The 25,419-nt window shown below is 36.9% G+C and carries 11 protein-coding genes, 1 tRNA gene and 1 pseudogene; all 13 read left to right on the top strand.

All coding sequences use genetic code 11. The features are described from left to right. Nucleotides 1-4: 4 nt before the first annotated feature. The 13 genes and pseudogenes from mraY (at nt 5) to J2X17_RS12600 (ending at nt 25,384) form a co-directional block, all read left to right on the top strand. Nucleotides 5-1,237, top strand: coding sequence for a phospho-N-acetylmuramoyl-pentapeptide-transferase (gene mraY, locus J2X17_RS12660; protein ID WP_310298515.1), 1,233 nt, complete (start codon nt 5-7; stop codon nt 1,235-1,237). Between the two features lie 52 nt (nt 1,238-1,289). Further along, nucleotides 1,290-1,642, top strand: a pseudogene (locus J2X17_RS12655) (four helix bundle protein). A gap of 64 nt (nt 1,643-1,706) precedes the next feature. Next, nucleotides 1,707-3,038: a UDP-N-acetylmuramoyl-L-alanine--D-glutamate ligase gene (murD, locus tag J2X17_RS12650; protein ID WP_310298512.1), complete on the top strand. Its 1,332-nt coding sequence runs from the start codon at nt 1,707-1,709 to the stop codon at nt 3,036-3,038. Nucleotides 3,039-3,120: 82 nt separating this feature from the next. Then, entirely contained in the window at nt 3,121-4,434 is a 1,314-nt protein-coding gene (locus J2X17_RS12645) for an FtsW/RodA/SpoVE family cell cycle protein (protein ID WP_310298509.1), read from the top strand. 42 nt (nt 4,435-4,476) lie between these two features. After that, a complete protein-coding gene (murG, locus tag J2X17_RS12640; RefSeq protein WP_310298506.1) occupies nt 4,477-5,562 on the top strand; it encodes an undecaprenyldiphospho-muramoylpentapeptide beta-N-acetylglucosaminyltransferase in 1,086 nt (361 codons plus the stop codon). A gap of 221 nt (nt 5,563-5,783) precedes the next feature. Continuing rightward, on the top strand, nt 5,784-7,133 hold the full coding sequence (gene murC / locus J2X17_RS12635; protein ID WP_310298503.1) for a UDP-N-acetylmuramate--L-alanine ligase: 1,350 nt from the start codon (nt 5,784-5,786) through the stop codon (nt 7,131-7,133). Beyond that, nucleotides 7,120-7,842, top strand: coding sequence for a cell division protein FtsQ/DivIB (locus tag J2X17_RS12630; protein WP_310298500.1), 723 nt, complete (start codon nt 7,120-7,122; stop codon nt 7,840-7,842). The genes murC and J2X17_RS12630 overlap by 14 nt, the downstream gene beginning before the upstream one ends. A gap of 6 nt (nt 7,843-7,848) precedes the next feature. Further along, nucleotides 7,849-9,270 carry a cell division protein FtsA gene (ftsA, locus tag J2X17_RS12625; protein WP_310298497.1) on the top strand — a complete coding sequence of 474 codons (1,422 nt, stop codon included), beginning with the start codon at nt 7,849-7,851 and terminating at the stop codon, nt 9,268-9,270. A gap of 84 nt (nt 9,271-9,354) precedes the next feature. Further along, nucleotides 9,355-11,352, top strand: coding sequence for a cell division protein FtsZ (ftsZ, locus tag J2X17_RS12620; protein WP_310298494.1), 1,998 nt, complete (start codon nt 9,355-9,357; stop codon nt 11,350-11,352). A 203-nt stretch (nt 11,353-11,555) separates the two neighbouring features. Further along, complete coding sequence (locus tag J2X17_RS12615) at nt 11,556-12,005, top strand: GatB/YqeY domain-containing protein (protein WP_074659845.1); 450 nt, start codon at nt 11,556-11,558, stop codon at nt 12,003-12,005. Nucleotides 12,006-12,084: 79 nt separating this feature from the next. Beyond that, nucleotides 12,085-12,158, top strand: a tRNA-Arg gene (locus J2X17_RS12610). A gap of 1,014 nt (nt 12,159-13,172) precedes the next feature. Next, nucleotides 13,173-24,482 (top strand): HYR domain-containing protein, encoded by an 11,310-nt coding sequence (locus tag J2X17_RS12605; protein ID WP_310298490.1) that lies wholly within the window; start codon nt 13,173-13,175, stop codon nt 24,480-24,482. A gap of 17 nt (nt 24,483-24,499) precedes the next feature. Continuing rightward, nucleotides 24,500-25,384, top strand: coding sequence for a PorP/SprF family type IX secretion system membrane protein (locus J2X17_RS12600; protein ID WP_310298486.1), 885 nt, complete (start codon nt 24,500-24,502; stop codon nt 25,382-25,384). Nucleotides 25,385-25,419 lie beyond the last annotated feature (35 nt).

The following is a 25,419-nucleotide window of genomic DNA, read 5'->3' as shown; positions in this document are numbered from 1 at the left end:
ATATATGCTATACTATTTATTTGAATATTTAGACAAAACATTAGATGTTCCGGGAACGGGAGTTTTTCAGTACATCACTTTTAGATCGGCTTTAGCATTGATGCTTTCGTTGCTTTTGTCGACGATTTACGGAAAAAGAATTATTAACTTTTTGAGAAATCAGCAAGTTGGTGAAACTGTTCGTGAGTTAGGTCTTAAAGGTCAAAATGAAAAAGCAGGAACGCCAACAATGGGGGGGCTGATTATCATTTTTGCGACACTTGTACCGGTTTTGTTATTTGCTCGTTTGCATAATATTTATATCGTTTTGCTTATTGTAACCACACTTTGGATGGGGACAATTGGTTTTATCGATGATTATATTAAAATATTCAAAAAAGATAAAGCAGGTTTAAAAGGAATTTTTAAAGTTATTGGTCAGATTGGTTTAGGGGTAATTGTTGGTGCGGTTCTTTATTTCAATCCTGCGGTGACGGTTAGAACTGATACCGGAAGAACTGATATTTATAAAACTGGAACTAATACAACTGTAGTTTTACCTGCTCCGGTAGAAGAAAAATCTACAGCAACAACAATTCCTTTTGTAAAAAATAATGAGTTCGATTATGCTGAACTTTTAGCGTGGACAGGTGAAGGATATGAAAAATGGGCTTGGTTGATTTTTATTCCAGTAGTCATTTTTATTATCACAGCGGTTTCAAACGGAGCAAATTTAACTGACGGAATTGACGGTCTCGCGGCCGGAACTTCTGCAGTTTCCGTGCTCGCACTCGGAATATTTACATTCGTTTCGGGGAATATTATTTTCTCTAATTATTTGAATATTATGTATATCCCAAATTCGGGAGAAATGACGGTCTTTATATCCGCTTTTGTTGGAGCTTTAATTGGATTCCTTTGGTACAACTCCTATCCGGCATCAGTCTTTATGGGAGATACAGGAAGTTTGACAATTGGTGGAATCATCGCAGTTTTAGCGATTGCCGTTCGTAAAGAATTATTGATTCCGTTATTGTGTGGAATCTTTTTGGTAGAGAATTTCTCAGTGGTTTTGCAAGTGAGTTATTTCAAATTTACTAAAAAGAGATACGGAGAAGGACGAAGAATTTTCCTTATGTCGCCACTGCATCATCATTATCAGAAAAAAGGATATCATGAAAGTAAAATTGTTACCCGATTCTGGATTGTTGCCATTATGTTAGCCATATTATCAATCGTTACTTTAAAATTAAGATAGAGTTTTAATTAAAAATTTTCAATTAAAAATTAAAAATAGTGTGTTCGGGTAGATGAAGGAGAATGTTATTCAAGAGAAGTCATTTCTCTTTGCAATTAGAGTAGTCAATTTGTATAAATATCTAACTAATTCAAAAAAGAATTTGTTTTAAGTAAACAACTTTTAAGATCAGGAACTTCAATAGGAGCAAATATTGAAGAATCAATAGGTGGAAGATCAGATAAAGAGTTTTTGTTTAAGCTTGAGATTTCATATAAAGAAGCGAGAGAAACGATTTACTGGTTGAAAATATTGAAAGCAACAGATTATATTTCTGCTAATGAATTTGAAAGTATTCATAGTGAAGCAGAAGAAATATGTAAAATATTAGCGAAAATTATAATAACCTTAAAAGGGAAAAAGTGATGCAATTAAAAGCCTCGTGTATTAGATTTTTAATTTTTAATTCTCAATTTTTAATTTATAAAGTATGAGGTTAGTAGTTTTAGGAGGAGGAGAAAGTGGTGTAGGTACTGCTATTCTCGGGAAGAAAAAAGGATACGATGTTTTTGTATCGGATTTTGGAAAAATAAAAGAGAGTTATAAAGAAGTTCTTATCATTAATAAAATTGCCTGGGAAGAGGAACAGCATACTGAAGACCTGATTTTAAATGCCGATGTGGTAATGAAAAGTCCGGGAATTCCTGAAAAATCTCCCATCGTAAAAAAGTTGATTGAAGCAGGCGTAAAAGTGATTTCGGAAATTGAATTTGCAAAACCTTTTACAGAAGCACTTACAGTTGGAATTACCGGAAGTAATGGTAAGACAACAACAACAATGCTGACATTTCATTTGTTAAAATCGGCGGGTTTGAATGTAGGTTTAGGAGGAAACATCGGAAAAAGTTTTGCCTGGCAGGTTGCCGAAAATAAATTCGATGCTTATGTGCTTGAGTTAAGTAGTTTTCAGCTTGATGGCATTATAGAATACCGGCCGGATATTGCCATAATTACGAATATTAGTCCAGATCACTTAGACCGATACGAGTATAAATATCAAAAGTATATCGATTCAAAGTTCAGAATAACAATGAATCAATCCGAAAGCGATTATCTTATTTACGATGCAGATGATGAGGCGATTGCAGAATGGTTAAAAAATAACACAACAAAAGCAAAATTAATTCCTTTTTCACTGACAAAGAGTTTTGACGAAGGAGCTTCTATAAATAACAACAAAATGGAAATAAAGATCAACCAAGAAGAGTTTACAATGGAAACAGAATACATTGCGTTAGAAGGAAAACATAACATGAAAAACGCAATGGCAGCAAGCTCTGTAGCGAAGTTGATGCAAATTAGAAATGCAACAATTCGCGAAAGTTTATCAAATTTTCAAGGTGTAGAACACCGTTTAGAGAAAGTATTAAAAATTCAGAATGTTCAATATATCAATGATTCAAAAGCAACAAATGTAAATGCTACATTCTTTGCTTTAGACAGTATGAATGTTCCAACAGTTTGGATTGTTGGTGGTGTTGATAAAGGAAATGATTACAACGAATTGATGTCATTAGTTCGTGAAAAAGTAAAAGCAATTATTTGTTTAGGAATCGATAATCGTAAAATTATTGAAGCTTTTGGCAACGTAGTTGATATCATGGTTGAAGTAAACAACATGAGTGACGCTGTAAAAACAGCACAAAGATTAACAGAAAAAGGTGATGCCGTTTTATTGTCTCCAGCCTGCGCAAGTTTCGATTTATTTGAAAACTATGAAGACAGAGGAAAACAATTCAAACAAGCAGTCCATAACTTGTAGGAAAATAGTTTCAAGTTTCAGGTTTCACGTTAGTAGGAACCTGAAACCTGAAACAAAAGAAACTTGAAACAAATTAAAGATTATGAAAGAGCTAGTAAACAAACTAAAAGGAGATAGAGTAATATGGTCATTCGTGGCTTTATTAGCGCTGTTTTCGTTTATGCCTGTTTTTAGTGCAAGTAGTAATTTGGCTTACATTGGTCATGGAACCGGAAATACCTTGGGTTATTTGGTAAAACACTTAGCGCATATTTGCATCGGCTTCCTAATTATTTACTGGGTACACAAAGTGCCGTATCATTATTTCAGGGCGATTTCGAAAATTGCATTGCCAATTGTTTGGTTTTTATTGCTTTACACATTATTGAAAGGAACTGTAATTGCCGGAGCAAACGCAAGTCGTTGGATTCAGGTGCCGTTTATCGGAATTACATTTCAGACTTCGACATTAGCTGCTATCGTTCTGTTTATTTTCGTAGCGCGTTATTTGTCTAAAAAGAAAGAGGAAAACGAACCTTTTCAGGTTTCATTGATACAGCTTTGGTTGCCGGTTTTTATCACATTGGCACTTATTTTGCCAGCGAACTTCTCGACCACAGCGTTGATTTTTGCAATGGTAGTGATGCTGACATTTATTGGTAAATATCCATTAAAATATATTGGTTTTATTATTGGTTCAGGAATTGCAATGCTGGCATTCTTCCTTTTAGTAGCTAAAGCTTTTCCGGATTCAAGATTTTTTAGCAGGGTGTCAACATGGGAAAGCCGTATTTTGAACTTTACCACAGACAAACCTGATGAAGATGATTACCAAATTGAAAAAGCTAAAATTGCAATCGCCTCCGGAAGATTTGGAGGTTTAGGACCTGGAAAAAGTGTTCAGAAGAACTTTTTACCGCAATCGTCTTCCGACTTTATTTATGCCATTATCGTTGAAGAATATGGTCTTGTTGGAGGAGTTTCAATATTGGTTTTGTATTTATTGCTGCTGTTCCGATTTGTAATCGCTTCTCATAAAGCAAATACATTATTTGGGAAGTTAGTCGTCGTCGGGCTCGGTTTTCCGATGATATTTCAGGCGATGATCAATATGGCAGTTGCAGTCGAATTATTGCCGGTAACAGGACAAACGCTTCCGCTGATAAGTAGTGGGGGTAGTTCCATTTGGATGACCTGTTTAGGACTTGGAATTATCATTAGTGTTACCAAAAAAGAAGAGGAAATCGCTGAAGAAAAAGAGGAGAAACTAAAAAGAAAAGAAGCGCTTCAAAGATTAATTGATAAAGAATTAGCAGAAGAAGATTTGCCTGCGGATGAAATACACGAAGAAGAAGGATTGATGTATTCAATTGAGGATAATTCGAGAAATCCAATGAATGCAGTTTTAAATAAATAAGTTAAGAACAGTATAGTTTTTAAAGAGTAAAATTTTTTAAAGATGACAAATTATAAATTCATATTAAGCGGTGGCGGTACAGGAGGACATATCTATCCTGCGATTGCTATTGCGAATGAATTAAAATTACAATTTCCTGATGCTGAATTCCTTTTTGTGGGTGCACAGGACAAAATGGAAATGCAAAAAGTGCCTCAGGCAGGGTACGAAATAAAAGGACTTTGGATTGCCGGTTTACAAAGAAAATTAACGTTGCAAAACTTGATGTTTCCACTAAAATTAGCAACAAGTTTACTAGAATCGAGAAGAATCATCGGACAATTCAAACCAAATGTAGTTATAGGAACAGGCGGTTTTGCCAGCGGACCTTTGTTACAAGCCGCAGGTCAGGCAGGAATCCCAACTGTGATTCAGGAGCAAAATTCATTTCCAGGAATTACGAATAAATTGTTGAGTAAAAAAGCAAATGCGATTTGTGTAGCATACGGAAATCTGGAGCGTTTTTTCCCAAAAGAAAAAATTGTTTTAACCGGAAATCCAGTTCGTCAGGATTTGATCGACATTGAAAGTAAACGTGATGAAGCGATTGCTTTCTATGGTTTAGATCCGAATAAAAAAACGCTTTTGGTTTTAGGCGGAAGTTTAGGAGCGAGAAGAGTCAATCAATTAATTGAAAAAGAATTACACAGTATACTTTCACAGGATGTTCAGATTATTTGGCAATGTGGAAAATTATATTTTGAAGATTACAAAAAATACAATCAACAAAATGTTAGAGTCGTTGATTTCATTGAAAGAATGGATTTTGTATACGCTGCCTCAGATGTGATAATCTCACGTGCGGGTGCATCATCAGTTTCGGAATTATGCATTGTTGGTAAACCAGTAATTTTTATTCCGTCACCAAATGTGGCCGAAGATCATCAGACAAAAAACGCACAAGCCATAGTAGATGCAAAAGGTGCTATTCTATTGAAAGAATCAGAATTAGACAGTCAGTTTAGTATCGTTTTTGAAGCCTTGCTAAAAGATCAGGGCAAGCAGCAGCAATTAAGTGCTAACATTAAAAAGCTTGCTATGCCAAATGCAACAAAAGTGATTGTTGATGAGATTATTAAGTTGTTATAATATAAGTTTTGGCTAAAATTATACAACAGCAGATTAAAAAGAGAACGCTATTTTAGGATTTTTGATTCCTAAAAAACATTAAAATACAAAGGTTTAGTTATTAGTTTATTACAAAATAAATAGACAGAATAGTTAAAGAATTAGGAAGCAATTAAAAATTTAAAAGTCATAAAGTTTAGAGGTCTACAGCCTAAAGCTTAATGCTTAAAGCAGAAAATAAAATGAATTTAAATCAAATACAAAACGTTTATTTTATTGGTATTGGAGGCATCGGAATGAGTGCTCTGGCCCGCTATTTCAAATATATCGGGAAACAGGTTTCAGGTTACGATAAAACACCTTCGATGCTGACTAGTGAATTGATTGAAAGCGGAATTGATATTCATTTTGAAGATAATATTAATTTGATTCCTAGTGATTATTTTGTAGAGAATACACTGGTGATTTTTACACCAGCAGTTCCAAAATCACATTCAGAATGGAATTATTTTATTGAAAGAAATTTTGAAATTAAAAAGCGTGCTGAAGTTTTAGGGATTATAACAAAAGACACTTTTAGTTTCGCAGTTGCCGGAACGCATGGTAAAACAACAACGTCAAGTATTCTGGGTCATATTTTATATGAAAGCGGAGCAGATGTTACTGCTTTTGTGGGCGGAATTGTAGAGAATTATAATTCAAATTTAATTGGAACCGGAAAAACGGTAACTGTGGTTGAGGCTGATGAATTTGATCGTTCATTCCTGCATTTGCATCCAAATATCGCCTGCATCACTTCTATGGATGCAGATCATTTAGATATTTATGGAACAAGCGATGCTATTGAAGCTTCGTTTGTAGAATTTGCTTCTAAAGTTGAAGATAAAAATAATCTCTTTATAACCAAAGAATTACCTCTTGAAGGAGTTCAATGTGCGATAAATGAAGACGCTGTATATAAGGCATTTAATGTCCGAATTGAAAATGGAAGTTATGTTTTTGATGTGCAGACGCCATCAGAAGTAATGAAAGATTTGCATTTTGGATTGCCTGGAAAACATAATTTAATGAATGGATTAATGGCTATTGCGATGGCGAAAACTTACGGCACCCCGACCGCGTCAATTGCAAAAGCCATTGCTTCATTCAATGGGATAAGAAGACGTTTTTCTTATCAGATTAAAACTGAAAATTTAGTTTATATAGATGATTATGCACATCATCCAACAGAAATAAATGCTGTACATCAAGCGGTTACCGAGCTTTATCCGGGACGTAAAGTGCTGGCGATTTTTCAGCCGCATTTATTCAGCCGCACAAGAGATTTTGCTGATGGATTTGCAGAAAGTTTATCTCAATTTGATGAAGTATTTTTAATGGATATTTATCCGGCACGCGAATTACCGATGGAAGGAATTACATCAGAATGGCTGTTGGGAAAAATGACAAATTCGAACAAGAAAATTGTTGCAAAAAGTGATTTATTAGCGGAGATCAAAGCCAGTGATGCGCCAATAATTGTGACAATAGGAGCTGGTGATGTTGGTGAAATGGTTCCGTCAATCAAAAAAATGCTAAATGAAAATATTTAATTGGGCAAATATTCGATTAATTCTCATTTTTGGGCTTGTACTTTTTTTGTATTCGTTCGCTCAGCATCGAAATGGAGATCGAAAACTGAAGAAATCTATGGTTGTTTTTGTAGGAGAAAACACTTTGTTTGTGAAGCCGGAATCGGTTAATAAATTGTTAATAGAAAATAAAAGAGATGCTTCAACTATCCGAAAAGATGAGTTAGATTTGAATAAGATAGAAAAAAACCTTGATACACAAGACATGATTGAGAAGTCGGATGTTTTTGTAAGTATTGATGGAGTTCTAAAAGCGATAGTAAAACAGAAGACACCAATAGCGAGAGTTTATGATGGTGATAACTCTTTTTATATTGACTATGAGGGAAATAAAATGCCTTTGTCAGACAATTTTACGGCGCGGGTTCCTCTTGTTTCAGGGGCAATAAATAAAAAAAATAACGAAGATTTAGCTGCTTTATTTCGCACAATTTATGACGATGCGTTTTTGAAAAAAAACATCATTGCAATACAAATTATGCCCAATGGCAGCTTAAAAATGTTTAATCGAAATTATGATTACTTCATCGATTTTGGCAGAACGATGAATGTTGATAAAAAATTTAGAAACTATAAAGCCTTTTTTCAAAAAGCAGTTTTAGATAGTTCGTTATATAAATACAATAAGATTGACCTGAGGTTTACGGAACAAGTAGTTTGCACAAAATAATAGAAAATGGAAAAAGATAACATTGCAGTAGGTCTAGATATTGGAACAACCAAAATAGTTGCCATGATAGGCAAGAAGAACGAGTATGGAAAGTTGGAAATCTTGGGTATTGGTAAATCCAAAAGTTTGGGAGTTGCCAGAGGAGTTGTAAACAACATTACGCAAACCATCCAATCAATTCAACAAGCTATCTTGGAGGCGGAAAATAATTCAGGTTACAAAATCAAAGATGTTGTTGTGGGTATTGCCGGACAGCACATTAGAAGTATTCAGCATACAGATTACATCAGCCGTAGTAATCCGGAGGAGGTGATTGGCGAAAAAGATATTCAGCTTTTGATTGACCAGGTTAATAAACTGGCGATGTTACCGGGAGAAGAAATCATTCACGTTTTGCCGCAAGAATTTAAAATCGACGGACAATCTGAAATTAAAGAGCCAATCGGAATGTACGGCGGAAGACTGGAATCTAGTTTTCACGTAGTAGTAGGACAGGCTTCATCCATTAGAAATGTTGGAAGATGTATTCAGAGTTCAGGAATCGAATTGTCAGGATTGACATTAGAGCCTTTAGCTTCTGCAGATGCAGTTTTGAGTCAGGAAGAAAAAGAAGCTGGTGTTGCATTAATCGATATTGGTGGTGGAACAACAGATTTAGCCATTTTTAAAGATGGAATCATTCGTCATACTGCTGTAATTCCTTTCGGAGGAAACGTAATTACAGAAGATATTAAAGAAGGATGTTCGATTATTGAAAAACAGGCAGAGCTTTTAAAAATAAAATTCGGATCGGCTTGGCCGGGAGAAAATAAAGATAACGAAATTGTTTCTATTCCGGGATTAAGAGGAAGAGAGCCAAAAGAGATTTCGCTTAAAAACTTATCTAAAATTATCCATGCCCGAGTGGTGGAAATTATTGAGCAGGTTTTTGCTGAAATTAAAGCTTACGGACACGAAGATCCTCGTAAAAAATTAATTGCCGGAATCGTTCTTACAGGTGGTGGAGCTCAACTAAAACACATTAAGCAATTAGTAGAGTACATAACCGGAATGGATACCAGAATTGGATATCCAAACGAACATTTAGCAGGGAATTCAAGTGAAGAAATTTCTAGCCCGTTGTTCGCAACTGCAGTTGGTTTGGTAATGAACAGCATTGAAAATAGTACACAAAGTGCTGTTAGAATGGAGTTGGTTAACGAACAGCCAAAAGTGGTGTACAGAAATGTTCCGCCACAGCAACAACAGCCAGTTCAACAACGATACGAAGTGGAAGAAAACTACGTTGAAAGAGTAGAAACTATCGAACAGTCAAGAGAAGTTAGAAATAATGTGGCTAAAGAGGAATCTACCGAAACAAAAATTAGAAGGTCATTTTTTGATCGCTATGTCGATAAAATCAAAGATTTTTTAGACAACGCAGAATAAAATAATAATAGACGAAAAGGATTACTATTGGCCCCAAGTCAAGAAGTAAAAAATGTATTTAATAAGAATTTCAAAACCAAAAAGATGATGAGCAACTCAGAATTTGGAAGTATTTCATTTGATTTACCAAAAAACCAATCAAATGTAATCAAGGTAATAGGTGTAGGTGGAGGCGGAAGTAACGCAATCAACCACATGTTTAAACAAGGTATTAAAGGGGTAGATTTTATCGTTTGTAATACAGATTCGCAAGCACTTCAAAATAGTGCTGTACCAAACAAAATCCAGTTAGGGATGAACTTAACTGAAGGTCTTGGAGCGGGAGCAAATCCTGATGTAGGACAACAATCTGCTATCGAAAGTATCGCTGACATCGAAAAAATGTTAGACCGTGGTACTAAGATGGTATTTATTACCGCTGGTATGGGTGGTGGAACAGGTACGGGCGCAGCTCCGGTAATTGCACAATTAGCCAAAGAAAGAGAGATTTTAACGGTTGGTATCGTAACAATTCCATTTCAGTTTGAGGGTAAAGTTCGTCAAGAACAAGCGCTTTTGGGAATCGAAAAATTACGTAAACAAGTCGATTCGTTAATCGTAATCAATAATAATAAATTAAGAGAAGTATACGGAAATCTTGGTTTTAAAGCCGGATTCTCTAAAGCGGATGAAGTTTTGGCAACAGCCTCAAGAGGTATTGCCGAAGTAATTACGCACCACTATACTCAAAATATCGATTTACGTGATGCAAAAACTGTTTTGTCAAACAGTGGAACTGCCATCATGGGATCTTCTGTAGCTACTGGTGAAAACAGAGCAAAAGAAGCTATTGTTTCAGCATTGGATTCTCCGTTGTTAAATGACAACAAAATTACAGGAGCCAAAAACGTATTGTTGCTTATCGTTTCTGGATCTAACGAAATTACGCTTGACGAAATTGGAGAAATCAACGATCACATTCAGGCAGAAGCAGGTTACAACGCAAATATTATCATGGGGGTTGGTGAAGACGAAACTCTTGGTGAGGCTATTGCTGTAACTATTATTGCAACTGGTTTTGATGTTGAACAACAAAATGAAATTGTAAATACAGAACCTAAAAAAATCATTCATACGTTAGAAGATGAGCAAAGAAGTGTTCATAATTTAACGAATAAATCGGTTACATCTTTTGATTTAAATGCTGAAACACCTACTGCGAAATCAGAGGAAAAAGTTGTTTTTGAATTAATGGAAGATGAGCCTTTTGCAAATACTCATAATCCTTTAGTTCCAACTCCTGTTGCTCCAGTTGCAGTTGCTCCAACTATCAATCAGGAAGAATTAGTGGTGATGTCAGAGTTTATCAAAAATCTTGATGTGACTTTTGAAATCGTTTCTCCAATTACAGATATCGATTTTACTATTTCATCTCCTGCTGCAGAAATTGCTCAGGAAGTAAAACCAGTTCAGCAAAGAACTTTTGAAAGAGAAGAACAAACTACTTTCTCTTTTGATTTGCCTCTTTTCAGATCTGAACCGGAAGTGAAAAAAGAACCGGTTGTTGAGGAGACTAAAATCTTGTTCGAATTATCAAACGAAACACGTAATATCAAAGTTAACGATCCTGTACAATTCGTACCGGTAACAGAAGTTGCTGAAAATGGAGTTATCAAATATTCTCTTGAAGAATATATGGAGGTTGAGGACAATTTAATGGCATCAAAACCAGTTGAAAAAGTGGTTGAAGATGTTGTTCCGGCAGAATTGAATATTCAGTTGAAACCGAAGGTTGATTTTGCTCAGGAAGCGGATTATTCAACAACTTCAAATGTTTCTCCGATGGAATTAACTATTGAAGAAACATTACGTTTGAGAGCAGAAGAAAGAAGAAAGAAACTGAAAGAATTTAATTATAAATTCCATAATAATGTTTCAAGAATTGATGAACTTGAAAAAGAGCCTGCTTACAAAAGATTAGGCATCGATCTTTCAAATAATCAGTCTAATACAACCAATTCAAGAATATCTGTTGGTACTGACAGTAATAACGATTTACAATTGCGTTCAAACAATTCATTTTTGCACGATAACGTAGATTAATTTTACATTCATAATATTAGGATAACCCGAAAATTGGATTTAATTTTCGGGTTATTTTTTTTATCTTCGCACAGAATTTTAAAATTTGACTTCTTTAATAGACTTTTAAAGTGAATCTTATTGTCGCGTTGAGTGAAGTCGAGAATAATTTCAAATAATCATATCAATATATAAGTCTTGGGCTTATTAAAATAAAATATAAAATGAGTTTACAAACATTAATCATGGACGAGATTAAAACCGCCATGAGAGCAAAAGATACCGTTGCATTAGAAGCATTAAGAGCTATTAAATCTGAAATGTTATTGGCTGCAACCGCTTCAGGTTCTAAAGAAGAATTAACAGAAGACGATGAAGTTAAATTACTTCAAAGACTAGTTAAAACCCGTAAAGAAAGCGCCAGAATTTTTACAGAACAAAATCGTCCTGATTTAGCTGAACCAGAATTGGCTCAGGTTGCTGTAATCGAGAAATTCCTGCCAGCTCAATTAAGCGAAGAAGAAGTAGAAGCAGTTGTAGCAAAAATCATTGCTGAAACTGGAGCTTCTGGAATTGCTTCAATGGGTAAAGTTATGGGATTAGCTTCTGCTCAATTAGGCGGAACTGCTGAAGGAAAAACCATTTCTGCAATTGTGAAGAAACTTTTAGTTTAAAATTCCAATAAAAAAATTCCAAATTCCAAACTTTTACAATTGGAATTTGGAATTTAAAAATTGAAATTTCAAGAATATTGACCTCGTAGTTCAACTGGATAGAATATCAGATTTCGGCTCTGAGGGTTGGGGGTTCGAACCCCTCCGGGGTCACTTAAGGGGATAATCAATTTTGATTGTCTCCTTTTTTTGTTTTAATTAGTTATGTGGGTATTTGTATGGTTTTTTACTGCTTCTAAATTTTTGATCCGTTAAAATCGCTTAAAAAAACAACAAAATAGATAATAAAAACCAATAATTTGAGGTCGATATCCCATTGTGGGGTGAAATCAACTTTGATATATTTGAGCATCTTGTTTTTGAATATAATTTAGTAAATGCATACAGGAAATTAAGTGTTTTTTTTGACTTTGCTACGGTTTTCTTGATACCATTCTTTTTTAATATTGTCATTACCTGATTTACAGGAATTCTTCTATTTGAGAAAACTCCAGGGTTTATTGTTTGAATTTTTATAAATGTTATTTGTGTTTACAAAATTATAAAACCGCTTAAAATTTCTATGGTAAAATCATGGTTCATGGGAATTTGCAAAAAAATAGAAATTCAATATCGACAAGTCTTCCGAATTTGTATTAGAATATATTAAATTCATGGAACTAGAAAAAAGGTCGAGTGACCATCGATTTTCAGTCCAAAGAAGAAAAATCCATCTTATAAAAGTACAGCTTCATTATAGTCCTTTTGTTTTAATTTACTACAGAATTTAATTGGAATGTAATAACCAATAGACAGAATCTGGAAGTTAATCATCAAAGATATGTCATGGTTACCTAATAGATTATCCTACATTTTTAATTCCGAGATAGCAATTGTGAAATATCTAATATCACAATAAGTTTCCTGATAGTTCATTATAAATCAGGCTGTATTTTTCTCCAAGTTGTTTAGACAGAGATTCCGTTTAGTACTTCCTTTATTCAGGGATGGGTGATCTTTATAGAATGAATTTGCCCATTTTTCTTGCTTTTAATAAATAAAAAAAAAGACTTATCGTGTTGTTATTCAGTCTTCGATGGTCCCTTAAGAAATGAGATGTAATTTATTTTTGCCCCAAATAATAGTTGTAAATGCCTAATAAACAACCTGGAAATTAATTTTTCACTTATGAAAACTGAATTAAAAAAGTTTAATGGATTTAATTTGAAGAGTAAAATCATATTGCAAAGTTGGATTCTTCTCTTGACACTTATGATGCAGAACACTATATCTGCTCAATGTACACCAATCGGATTCGGAGATAATGTCTGGAATGTTGCGGTGTACAATGCTGGTGACGGTTATGGAGGATCTGGTGCATGGAAAGACAACTATATTGGATATTATACAGATACCAGACTTTCGTTTAGTACTGAAGATAGATGGAGTAAAGTTTCAACTCCGTCAGCTGCAAATGGAACTTCAGGTTCTCCATTTGTAAGCTGTGTTGGTCATGGTACCACTTCTAACGATTATTTCTCATTTTCCTATAAACGTAAAGGATTTCCATCAGGAACATACAGTATCAGTATGCCAGAGCATGATGATACGGCAATTTTATTGATTGACGGAAAGGAAGTATGGCGTCATGGTGGATATGATTTTGGTGGTACATTGCATCGCGATGTATGGAAAGGCAATTTGTCGGCTACCACAACGATCGAACTAAAAACAGATGAAGATGTTGGGGATGCTTTTGCTCAATTAACTTTTACGTTAATAGATCCGTTATCGGTGCTGCGTGTTACTGCCAATAATATTGGAGCATACAATCAGGGGAGTATAGATGTTTCCGGTGTATTAAACGGTCAGATAAATATATTGTCCACCGGTTTCGGAACGCTTCCAAATGGAAGTGGTGTGGTTGGAAATGCCAGTATTGTAGATGAAACTTTGTCATTGACCAGAAATACAAATAATGCAAAGGGTAGCTGGGGTTTTAAACCTTCTATTCAGCCGAATTCTTTTGAAGTAGCGTATGCTCAATATATGGGAGGCCAGGGAACCTGTGCTGCAGATGGTATATCTTTCAATTATGGAAATTTTGATTATACAGACAATCAGGGAGATGCCTTCGGCAGAACTAATGAAGGATTGTCGGTGAGTTTTAACGACAACGGATCGACGGCAAACTGGGGAATTTCGGTGTGGTATAAGGGTGTTCAGGTAGGAAATAGTTACCGTGGTGCTCCCGGGGCTTCTATTACAAACGCTTTTTTGGCGACAGGTACTTGGGTTCCTGTAAGTATTACTATTAATAGTGAAGGGCAATTGACTTTGATGCACAATAATGTGCTTATTTTTAAAAACCTGCAATTGCCATCAAATTATCTAACAGATAATAAATCGAGTTGGCAATATGCTTTTTCTTCAAGTACTTCTAGCGGTACTGCTACTAATTGCGCAGAGTATCACGCTGTAGATAATTTGCGTGTTACCGCTACTGGATACCTTGAATATTCTACTGATCAATCTTCTTGGCAAACCTCCACGCACCTTATAAGACCTGCGGGAACTTATCAGGTATATGCCCGTCAGATAGGTACAACGAATGCTTTTTCCGTAGGACTGCCAGTAACAATCGGTACGATGAGTAATCCGGGCAACGGTCTTAATTTTGACGGAGTCGATGACTTTGCAGCTGCCACAGGAACCATAAAAACACCTAATATATTCACTTTTGAGGCCTGGTTTAAAACTACGGGAACCAACGGAGGTATCGTAGGATTTAATGACGGAGTCAATGCTTACTATTGGAGTAAGTTCGTTTATATGAATGCTGGAAAAGTGAAATTTGCGGTTTGGAATGGCACCGGTCAAATCCTGACCTCTACCAAAACATACAACGATGGTCGATACCACCATGTAGCTGCCACTTTTGACGGAAGAACAATGAATCTTTATATGGATGGAGTCCTGGATAAAACCATGGCAATTACAAAAGACTCTGAGAACTTTGATGGTGTTTTAAAAATAGGCGGATTCAAAGATTGGACAAATGGTAACGGAACTACTAATCCTGCTCCAGCCTATGACTTTTTTAAAGGTACTATAGACGAGGTAAAAGTATGGAATACCGTACGTACCAAATCTCAAATAGTCAATGGAATGTTTGCAGAAATAGACCCTGCAGCGCAAATAGCAGGTAATTTGTTAGGATATTATCGTTTTAATGCTTCAACAGGCAATATATTAACTGACTTGTCAGGAAATGGGTTTCATGCCATTCTAAATAATATGACTTTGAGTGGCACCACCTCAAACTGGGTGGAAAGCTATGCCATGATAAGTCCTCAAGCATTGTCTACTACAGATATTATCCCTACAGGTTTTACAGCCAATTGGACTGCACCAGCTATAGGAACAGCTGATAATTATGTGCTTGAAGTAGCAAAAGATGCGGCATTTACTAATTTATTACCGGGTTATACCAATAAAAATGTTGGTCCCGTTACCTCATCTGTCATAACAGGATTGACGCCGGGTACGGTTTATTACTGGAGAGTTCGTGCAAACAAAGGGGCTTCAGCAGTAGTTAACCAGGGTTTTTATGCGCTTAATGCTGATAATTTAGCTAATTATGTAACAGTAAATACGGCTCCGTCGCCTATCAATATAACTTCTACCACAACAAGTACTACATTCAATTTATTAACCAATACAGGTACTGTAGTCGATCCAAATATCAGCGTCGCTACTGATATAAATATTACAGGTTTTAACGTGGTAATATCAGATGGTATGCAAAATGGAGATGTTTTGTCTTGTTCTGGTATAACATTCCCATATAACGGTATAGCAGCTCCAACTTATGATTCAACTAAAGGAATGCTGCTTTTCACCGGTAGCGCAACTGCAGCCAACTGGCAAACGGTTTTGCGAAATGTAAAATTTATGGGGTATAAAAATGGAATAGGCAACAGAACTATTACTTTTTCTGCCGGATCATTGCCTTCGTTTAACGGTCACTTCTACGAAGTTGTAAATGCTGGTGCTAATATAACATGGACAAATGCTAAAACTGCCGCGGAACTTAGATCAGCTCTTAACTGTAAAGGGTATTTGGCAACCCCAACAACGGCAGCTGAGAACGTCTTTCTTAAACAAATATTGACTCCGCAATCCGCATGGATCGGAGCTAGTGATGCCTATTCAGTTATTAATGCGTGTTCGACCAAAGCTTATTATCTGAGCCAAACGTATTCAGAAGGGAGATGGTATTGGGTAACCGGGCCGGAAGCAGGGACACAATTTGCACAAAGCAATTATCCGTCTGTAGCGGCTACTGGCCAATATAATGGCAGTTGGGCTCCTAATGAACCTAATAACTCCACTTCAAATGGTACTACCGAAAACTTTGCAGGATATTATAGTAATACATTCGGAACATGGAATGATTTTACAGATAGCAACACTTATGTAAATTATTATATAGTTGAATACGGTGGTCTAAGTACCGACCCTGTACAAAAATTGACAAATTCGGTAAACTTAAATGTTACCGCTGCAGAGCCGGGCAATGCCTTAAGTTTCGACGGAAGTGGCGATTATGTTACAATGCCAAGAAATCCTCAGGATGATTTTACAATCGAATTTTGGATGAAAACCACTCAGGCTGGTGCTGCTGCAGGTAAATTATGGCATGAAGCAAGCGGAATAATCGGTTCGGAAATATCTGGTGTAACAAATGATTTTGGAATTGGTATAGTAAATAAGAAAATTTCTTTTGGTGTTGGAAACCCAGAATACACCCTTTATTCAAACGCTGATGTCAATACTGGCAGATGGGTGCATGTTGCCATTACAAGAGCTAAAACTTCTGGTTTAATGCAAATATATATTAATGGTGTTCTTGATGCTTCTTATACTCAGGGAAATCATAATTCTCTAAATGCTTCTGCCAGTTTATATTTAGGAACTATTTTAGGTGCAGCTCCTGCAAATTTTTATAATGGTCTTTTGGACGAAGTTAGAATTTGGAACTATGTTCGGTCAACCCAAGAAATTCAAGCGAATTATAAATCTCTTGTACCAAATAATGCCGCAGACGCAACGAATCCTACTACTAAATATCTGATAAACTACTATAGCTTTAATCAAGGGGTATCTGGAGCTGCTAATCCAGGAAATACAATTTTGTACGATCAAACAACCACTAAAAGTAATGGAACTTTAACTGGTTTTGCCTTAAACGGAGCAACATCAAACTGGGAGGAGAGTTTTGCTATGGTGGTGCCTGCCACAATACCAGCTACTAAGACATATTCGCTTGGCTTTACGGCCAACTGGACTTCTTCAGTAGTAGGCAAAGCTGATAATTATCTTTTAGATGTATCAACAGATCCAAATTTTGGAACTTTTATTAGTGGTTATAATGGTAAAAATATAGGTAATGTGACATCTTATGACGTAAATACGGCATTGGCGGTAAATACTACTTATTACTATAGAGTACGTTCAGATAAATCGACTGTAACTGTGGTTGCCAATACAGGCCAATATTCCAATGTGACGTCAATAAAAACAGGTACAACAGAAACCTTAGTAGCTACAGAGGCTTCTGATAGAACTTCTACCAGTTTTGTGGCCAATTGGTCTAATCCACCTTTGCATAACATTCAGTCATATACTCTTGAAGTGGCAACAGACAATGCTTTCACTCATCCTGTGACAGGTTCGCCTTTTACAGTTTCGGGAACTTCAAAAGAACTTACGGGTGCTGCTAATGGTATATTGGCAAATACATTTTATTATTATCGCGTAAAAGCGACTGGCTATAACGATTCTAATATAATTACAACCAGCACCAATGCTCCTTTTGCAACAATTACGACCTCTGCAAATACGATCGTTTGTAAGGATGATACTGTTTTGCCTGTTATTACTTTTACAGGTTCAGGTAGTGCACGCCCTTATACTTTTGAATATACAATTAATGGAGGAACGAGCAAAACAGTTTCGACTACTTCAGATTCTGATACGGTTGATGTAACAGTTCCTACTGGTACAGATGGTAAATTTGTTTATGCTTTGGTAAGAATTACGGATTCAAATAGCCCAACTCCGGGAACAAATCTTCAATCAGGGAATAAGACGATCATAGTGAATCCACTACCAACAGTTAGTTTAACTGCGCAAACAGAATTGGATTCACAAGCTACTATAGTTTGTGCAGAAACAGATGTAACGTATACGACTGAAGCAGGGCAAAATAATTATATTTGGTCTGTGCAAGGTACAGCAGGCGTTGATTACACTATAATATCAGGTGGAACTTCACTACTAGATAATACAGTTACCTTAAAATGGATGACAGCAGGCGATAAAACAGTTACAGTTAAGTACACAGATACTGTTAACGGATGTCTTGCAACGATTCCTGCGACTACTACAGTAACTGTTACAGCACTTCCTGTCGTGACGCCAATTACAGGTCCATCTGAAGTATCTCAAGGATTTAACGCTCATTTACAAAATAATACTCCTGGTGGGATTTGGAGCACGTCTGATCAGGGAATTGCGCCAATCAGTCCTGACGGAACAATTACAGGAGTAGATTTAGGAACAGCTATTATCAGCTACACGGTAAATACCGGAGGCTGTCCAAAAACAGTGACACACAGTATTACGGTAGAAGAGGCTCTTCCACCAGCTATAGTTTCTTTTACACCAGCTATGGGATTAGCCGGAAACACAATAACTTTAGCAGGAACTAATTTATCAGGTGCTACAGAGGTTCTGATTAATGGTATACCGACAGCGTTTACAGTAGATTCTAAAAACAGCATAACGATTACGGTGCCTAATGGAACCGGCGCCGGAAAGATTGAAGTAACTACTCCGGCAGGAACAGCAGTTAGTTCAACTGATTTTACTTTTATTGTTTTGACATCAGCCCCAGTAATAACCTCTTTTAATCCAGTAAATATTTGTCAGGGAGGAAACGTAATTATTAGCGGTATAAATCTTACCGATGCAACAGCTGTAAAATTAGGAGGAACTTTAGCGACTAATTTCACAGTAGATTCAGATACACAAATAACAGTAAACGGTATAACAGGTTCTTCTGGAGATGTTGAGGTTACTACAGCAGGTGGAACGGCTTTAGCGCCAGGATTTATTCTGGACCTGCCTTCTGTAGCCGGTTCTATTTCTGGGGAAGCAACAGTATGCGCAGGAAAAAACTCAACAGTATTAACTTTAAATGATTATAGGGGTTCAATACAATGGCAGTCTTCATCTGACAATATTACTTTTGCAGACATTTCTGGAGAAACTGCATCGACTTATACGGCGACCAATCTTACTGCTACAACTTATTACAAAGCTGTAGTCTCAAGCGGAGTATGTATTGATACAACAAATCCGGTAACGATAACAGTTAGTCCAGCTGTAGTAGCAGGGACTATTACGGGAGGGGGAACTGTTTGTAATGGAACTAATTCTACAATTCTGACATTAGACGGAAACGATGGTGAAATTCAGTGGCAATCTTCAACAGATGGAAATACTTTTACCGATATTTCGGGAGAAAATAGTACCACTTACACAGCGGTAAATCTTACTGAGACAACTTATTACAGAGCTGTAGTGGGTAATGGAAATTGTTTTTCGAATACTCCGGTCAAAACAATCTCAATAGAAACTACTCCTCCAACAGTTGTTACTAAAAACATCACTGTATATTTAAATGACTCAGGCACTGCTTCTATTCTTCCAGCTGATATAGATAATAACAGTACGGGAAGTTGTGGAATTGCCAAAAGAAGCCTTGATATAAGTGACTTTAACTGTTCAAATAAAGGAGCCAATACCGTAACGCTGACTATAACGGATTTAGGTGGTAATACGGCTACTAAAACTGCAATTGTAACTGTAGTTGATAATATCAAGCCAACTATTACAGCTCCGGCGGCTTTAAGGATGAATGTAACTTCGGGTTGTGAAGCTACAGGAGTAGCTTTAGGAACTCCGGTAAGGGCAGACAATTGCTCGGTTGCTTCAGTAAGTAATAATGCGCCAACAACATTCCCAATTGGAGATACTACCGTAACATGGACGGTCACAGACGAAAGTGGTAATACAGCAACTGCAACCCAAATAGTTACCATAACGGATAACATTTTACCAACAATAACGGCTCCTGCAGCAGTAAGTGTGAATGTAACTTCAGGCTGCGAAGCTATAGGAGTAGCTTTAGGAACTCCTGTTACGGCAGACAATTGCTCGGTTGCTTCAGTTGAAAACAATGCGCCAACCTCTTTCCCAATAGGTGATACTACTGTGACGTGGACAGTGACAGATGGAGCTGGTAATACAGCTTCAGCAACTCAAATCGTAACAGTAGTTGATAATATAAAACCAACCATAATAGCTCCTGCAGCAGTAGGCGTTAATATAACTTTGGGTTGTGAAGTTTCAGGAGTAGCTTTAGGAACTCCTGTTACGGCAGACAATTGTTCGGTAGCTTCAGTAGATAACAATGCTCCAGGTGTTTTCCCGATAGGAAATACTACAGTAACCTGGACAATTACAGACGGAAGTGGTAATACGGCGACTGCAACCCAAATTGTTACCGTAACTGACAATATCTTACCAACAGTTTCTACTAAAAATGTTACTGTTTCTTTGGATGCCACAGGTAAATTGTCTATCACTGCGGCAGATATAAATAATAACAGTACTGATAATTGCGAAATTGCTTCCATGAGTGTTAGTCCAAGTAACTTTACTTGTTCGAACAAAGGGGTAAACACTGTAACATTAACGGTAACTGATGTAAACGGAAATATAGCTACTGGCACCGCAACTGTAACAATAATAGATGATATTTTGCCGATAGTTTCGACTAAAGATATCACGGTATCTTTAGATGCTACAGGGAATGTTTCTATTGTTGCGGGAGATATCAATAATAACAGTACTGATAATTGTGAAATCGCTTCAATGAGCATTGATAAAAACAGCTTTAGCTGTGCTGACAAAGGTGCCAATACAGTTAAATTGACCGTCACAGATGTCAATGGTAATACGGCTACTAATACTGCAACGGTAACAGTAGTTGATAGTATTATGCCGACAGTTTTAACTAAAGATATTAGCGTGTCTTTGGACGCAACAGGAAATGTTTCTATCGCTGCTGCTGATATCGATAATAATAGTACAGATAATTGTGGAATCGCTACAATGAGCGTTTATCCAAATCTTTTTAGCTGTGCCAATATCGGTGTAAACACGGTAACATTGACAGTTAAAGACCAAAGTGGTAATACAGCCACGAAAACTGCAATTGTTACTGTTTCTGATACTACTTTGCCAACCATAACTGCTCCGGCACCAGTGAGTGTGAATGTAACTTCAGGTTGTAGAGCTAGTGGCGTATCGTTAGGAACTCCTGTAACGTCAGACAATTGCTCGGTAGCGTTGGTAATTAATAATGCTCCAACGACTTTCCCAATAGGAAACACTACTGTAACATGGACGGTATCAGACAAAAATGGTAATACCGCTACTGCAACTCAAATTGTAACAGTAGTTGACAATATCAAGCCGACTATTACAGCTCCGGCAGCGGTACACGTGAATGTGACCTCGGGTTGCGAGGCTGCAGGAGTGGCTTTAGGAACTCCTGTTACGGCAGACAATTGTTCAGTAGCTTCAGTAGTTAATGATGCACCAACGATATTTCCAATCGGAAATACTACCATAACATGGACAGTAACAGACAGAAGTGGTAATACTGCAACTGCTACTCAAACTGTAACAGTTGTAGACAAGATCAAGCCAACTATTACAGCTCCTCCAGCGATAAGTATAGATGCACTTTCAGGTTGCGAAGCTACTGGAGTAGTTTTAGGAACTCCTATTACGGCAGACAATTGTTCAATAAGTTCAGTAGTAAATGATGCTCCGGCAACCTTCCCGATCGGAAATACTACAGTAACATGGACAGTAACAGATGCAAGTGACAATAAAGAAACGGCAACTCAGATAGTTACTGTAACAGATAACATTTTGCCAACAATAACAGCTCCTGCAACAGTAAGCGTGAATGTAACTTCAGGATGCGAAGCTATAGGATTAAATTTAGGGACTCCTGTTACATCAGACAATTGTTCAGGAAGTACAGTAACGAATAATGCTCCTGCAACATTTCCAATCGGAAATACTACAGTAACATGGACAGTAACAGACAAAAGTGGGAATAAAGCAACTGCGACACAAATGGTAACAGTCTCTGATACTATTTTACCAACAATAACAGCTCCCGCAACAGTAAATGTGAATGTAACTTCAGGTTGCGAAGCTACAGGAGTAAATTTAGGAACTCCTGTTACATCAGACAATTGTTCAGGAAGCAAAGTAATCAATAATGCTCCGGCAACATTCCCAATCGGAAATACTACAGTAACATGGACAGTAACAGATAAAAGCGGGAATACTGCAACTGCGACTCAAACGGTAACGGTAGTTGACAATATCAAGCCGAGTATCACTGCTCCGGCAGGGGTAAGTATAGAGGCAATTTCAGATTGTGAAGCTACAGGAGTAGTTTTAGGAACTCCTGTAACGTCTGACAATTGCTCAGTAACTTCAGTAGTGAATGATGCTCCGGCAACGTTCTCGATCGGAAAAACTATAGTAACGTGGACGGTTACAGATGCAAGTGGCAATAAAGCAACTGCGACACAAATGGTAACGGTAGTTGATAATATTAAACCGACTATTACCGCTCCTGCAGCAGTAAGTATGGATATTGCTTCGGGCTGTAGAGCTAGCGGAGTATCTTTAGGAACTCCGGTAACGTCAGACAATTGCTCGGTAGCGTTAGTAGTTAATAATGCTCCAACCACTTTCCCAATTGGAAATACGACTGTAACATGGACAGTATCAGACAAAAATGGTAATACAGCTACTGCAACTCAAATTGTAACAATAGTTGACAATATCAAGCCAAATATTAAAGCTCCTGCAACGGTACAGGTTAATGTAACTTCGGGTTGCGAAGCTATAGGGGTAGCTTTAGGAACTGCTGATACAACAGATAATTGCTCAGGAAGTTCGGTAATGAATAATGCTCCGGCAACGTTCCCAATCGGAAATACTACCGTAATATGGACAGTAACAGACAGAAGCGGTAATACTGCAACTGCGACTCAAATTGTAACAGTGGTTGACAATATGAAGCCGAGTATCACTGCTCCGGCAGCAGTAAGTACAGGTGTAACTTCAGGTTCTGAAGCTTCAGGAGTAGTTTTAGGAACTCCTGTAACGGCAGACAATTGCTCTGTAGCTTCAGTGATTAATGATGCTCCAAAAACATTCCCGATAGGAAATACCACTGTAACATGGACAGTAATTGACGGAAGCGGAAATAAAGCAACCGCCACTCAAATTGTAACCGTGATGGATAATACTTCCTCAACTATCATTGCTCCGCCAAAGGTAAATGTAAATCTAACCTCGGGTTGTGAGGCTTCAGGAGTTGTTTTAGGAACTCCAGTAACAGCAAACAACTTCTCGGTACAATCTGTTGTCAATGATGCACCGAAATCATTTCCAATAGGGACTACTACCGTAACATGGACAGTTACAGATAAGGAAGGAAATACTGCACACGCCACACAATTGGTTGAGGTACGTGACCTTATAGTACCAACTGTTTTAACTAAGAATATCACTGTATTCTTAGATGAATCAGGGAATGCTACAATTAATGAAGATGATATAAATAATGGTAGTTTCGATAATTGTGGTAACGTATCATTGAAATTAAGCAAGAAAATATTTAACTGTAATGATACCAATAATGATGTTGCTACTATAGTGACTGTTACTTTGAGTGCAACAGATAAAAGCGGAAATACAGCTACAGCCAAAGCAAATGTTACAATTGTCAACAATTTTGGAGATAATGATAATGACCACATCAAAGACAATTGTGATGATGATGATGACAATGACGGTATTTTGGATGTGAATGATAATTTCCCTCTGATTTCTAATAATACATTGGTTGACACCGATCATGACGGAATAGACGATTCGATAGATACCGACGACGATAATGATGGTATTCCTGATACAGAAGACAATTCTCCTTTAATTCCTAACCCTGACCAAAAAGACAGGGATAATGATGGTAATGGAGATGTTACCGATACAATTAAAGTCCTGCCGTCAGAAGCAATTACTCCAAATGGTGATGGTATTAATGATACCTGGGTGATTCATAATATAGAAAAATACCCTGGTACTATAGTTCATGTTTACAACCGTTTGGGTCAGGAGGTTTTTAACGCAAAAAATTATCAAAATGACTGGAATGGTAATAAAAATGAAGGAAGGCTTTTAGAAACAGGGTCTTATTATTACCAGATTGATTTAGGAGGTGATGATACCATTGACCTTAGAGGGTGGCTATACATCACACAATAATTATAAAAATGAGAAGGATGAAAAAAATGAATTATGTATTGACAGGTATGTTGCTTTTTATAGGGAGCAATCTTTTTGCCCAACAGGAAATTAATTTTACAATGTATCGTTACCACATGAACATGATAAACCCAGCTTATGCTGCTATAGATGATGAAACTATGGCAGTAATTAGTTATCGTGACCAATGGAGTGGGGTTGCAGAAGCTCCAAAATCTCAGGCAGTTTCTTTTTCCACTCCGCTGGGAAGAAATCTGGGAATAGGTGTTTCTGTTGTAAACGATAAAACGTTTATAGAAAAACAAACTTTTTTGGGAATTGATGTTTCCTATAAATTACAAATAGGAGCAGAACAAAATATCTATTTTGGAATTAAGGCAGGCGGAAATTCATTTAATGTGAACGCATCAGGACTGAACACCTACAACATTCAGGCTGACCCGGCTTTAGGAGACATTAGTAGCTTTACGCCTAATGTAGGAGCGGGAGCAGTACTGAAAGGCAACGGCTATTTTGTTTCATTTTCTGTACCAAGAATCCTGAGTATGGAAAGTGCGAAAACAGATGCCGGGTATGCCAGCGTTATTACAGACAGACCTCAATTTTACCTTAGTGGAGGATATGATTTTATTTTGAACGAGACATTTGTTTTAAAGCCAACGATGTTAATGCGATATGTTAGCAAAAGTCCGGTTTCTATAGATTTGACGACATTACTACAGATAAACAATATATTTGAAATTGGAGCTTCATACCGAACAGACAAGGCGTTAGCAGCAATTGCAGATTTTACAATCAATAAACGTTTAACGTTCGGATATGCATATGAAGTAAGTACAAGACCAGAGTTGGCCAGCGCAAGAGCAACAAACGAATTTGTGTTAAAATTTACGTTTAATTAATTTGTGATTAGTGGCCTATCAATATTAATGACTTT

Origin of the sequence: Flavobacterium aquidurense (assembly GCF_031458035.1) — a bacterium.
GTDB classification, from domain to species: Bacteria; Bacteroidota; Bacteroidia; order Flavobacteriales; family Flavobacteriaceae; genus Flavobacterium; species Flavobacterium aquidurense_C.
This window is presented reverse-complemented; position numbering and strand designations above follow the sequence as displayed.

What these genes read in the sequence shown, in the direction of transcription:
- mraY (WP_310298515.1), top strand. Translation starts at nt 5, where the DNA reads ATGCTATACTATTTATTTGAATATTTAGACAAAACATTAGATGTTCCG.
- murD (WP_310298512.1), top strand. Translation starts at nt 1,707, where the DNA reads ATGAGGTTAGTAGTTTTAGGAGGAGGAGAAAGTGGTGTAGGTACTGCT.
- J2X17_RS12645 (WP_310298509.1), top strand. Translation starts at nt 3,121, where the DNA reads ATGAAAGAGCTAGTAAACAAACTAAAAGGAGATAGAGTAATATGGTCA.
- murG (WP_310298506.1), top strand. Translation starts at nt 4,477, where the DNA reads ATGACAAATTATAAATTCATATTAAGCGGTGGCGGTACAGGAGGACAT.
- murC (WP_310298503.1), top strand. Translation starts at nt 5,784, where the DNA reads ATGAATTTAAATCAAATACAAAACGTTTATTTTATTGGTATTGGAGGC.
- J2X17_RS12630 (WP_310298500.1), top strand. Translation starts at nt 7,120, where the DNA reads ATGAAAATATTTAATTGGGCAAATATTCGATTAATTCTCATTTTTGGG.
- ftsA (WP_310298497.1), top strand. Translation starts at nt 7,849, where the DNA reads ATGGAAAAAGATAACATTGCAGTAGGTCTAGATATTGGAACAACCAAA.
- ftsZ (WP_310298494.1), top strand. Translation starts at nt 9,355, where the DNA reads ATGATGAGCAACTCAGAATTTGGAAGTATTTCATTTGATTTACCAAAA.
- J2X17_RS12615 (WP_074659845.1), top strand. Translation starts at nt 11,556, where the DNA reads ATGAGTTTACAAACATTAATCATGGACGAGATTAAAACCGCCATGAGA.
- J2X17_RS12605 (WP_310298490.1), top strand. Translation starts at nt 13,173, where the DNA reads ATGAAAACTGAATTAAAAAAGTTTAATGGATTTAATTTGAAGAGTAAA.
- J2X17_RS12600 (WP_310298486.1), top strand. Translation starts at nt 24,500, where the DNA reads ATGAAAAAAATGAATTATGTATTGACAGGTATGTTGCTTTTTATAGGG.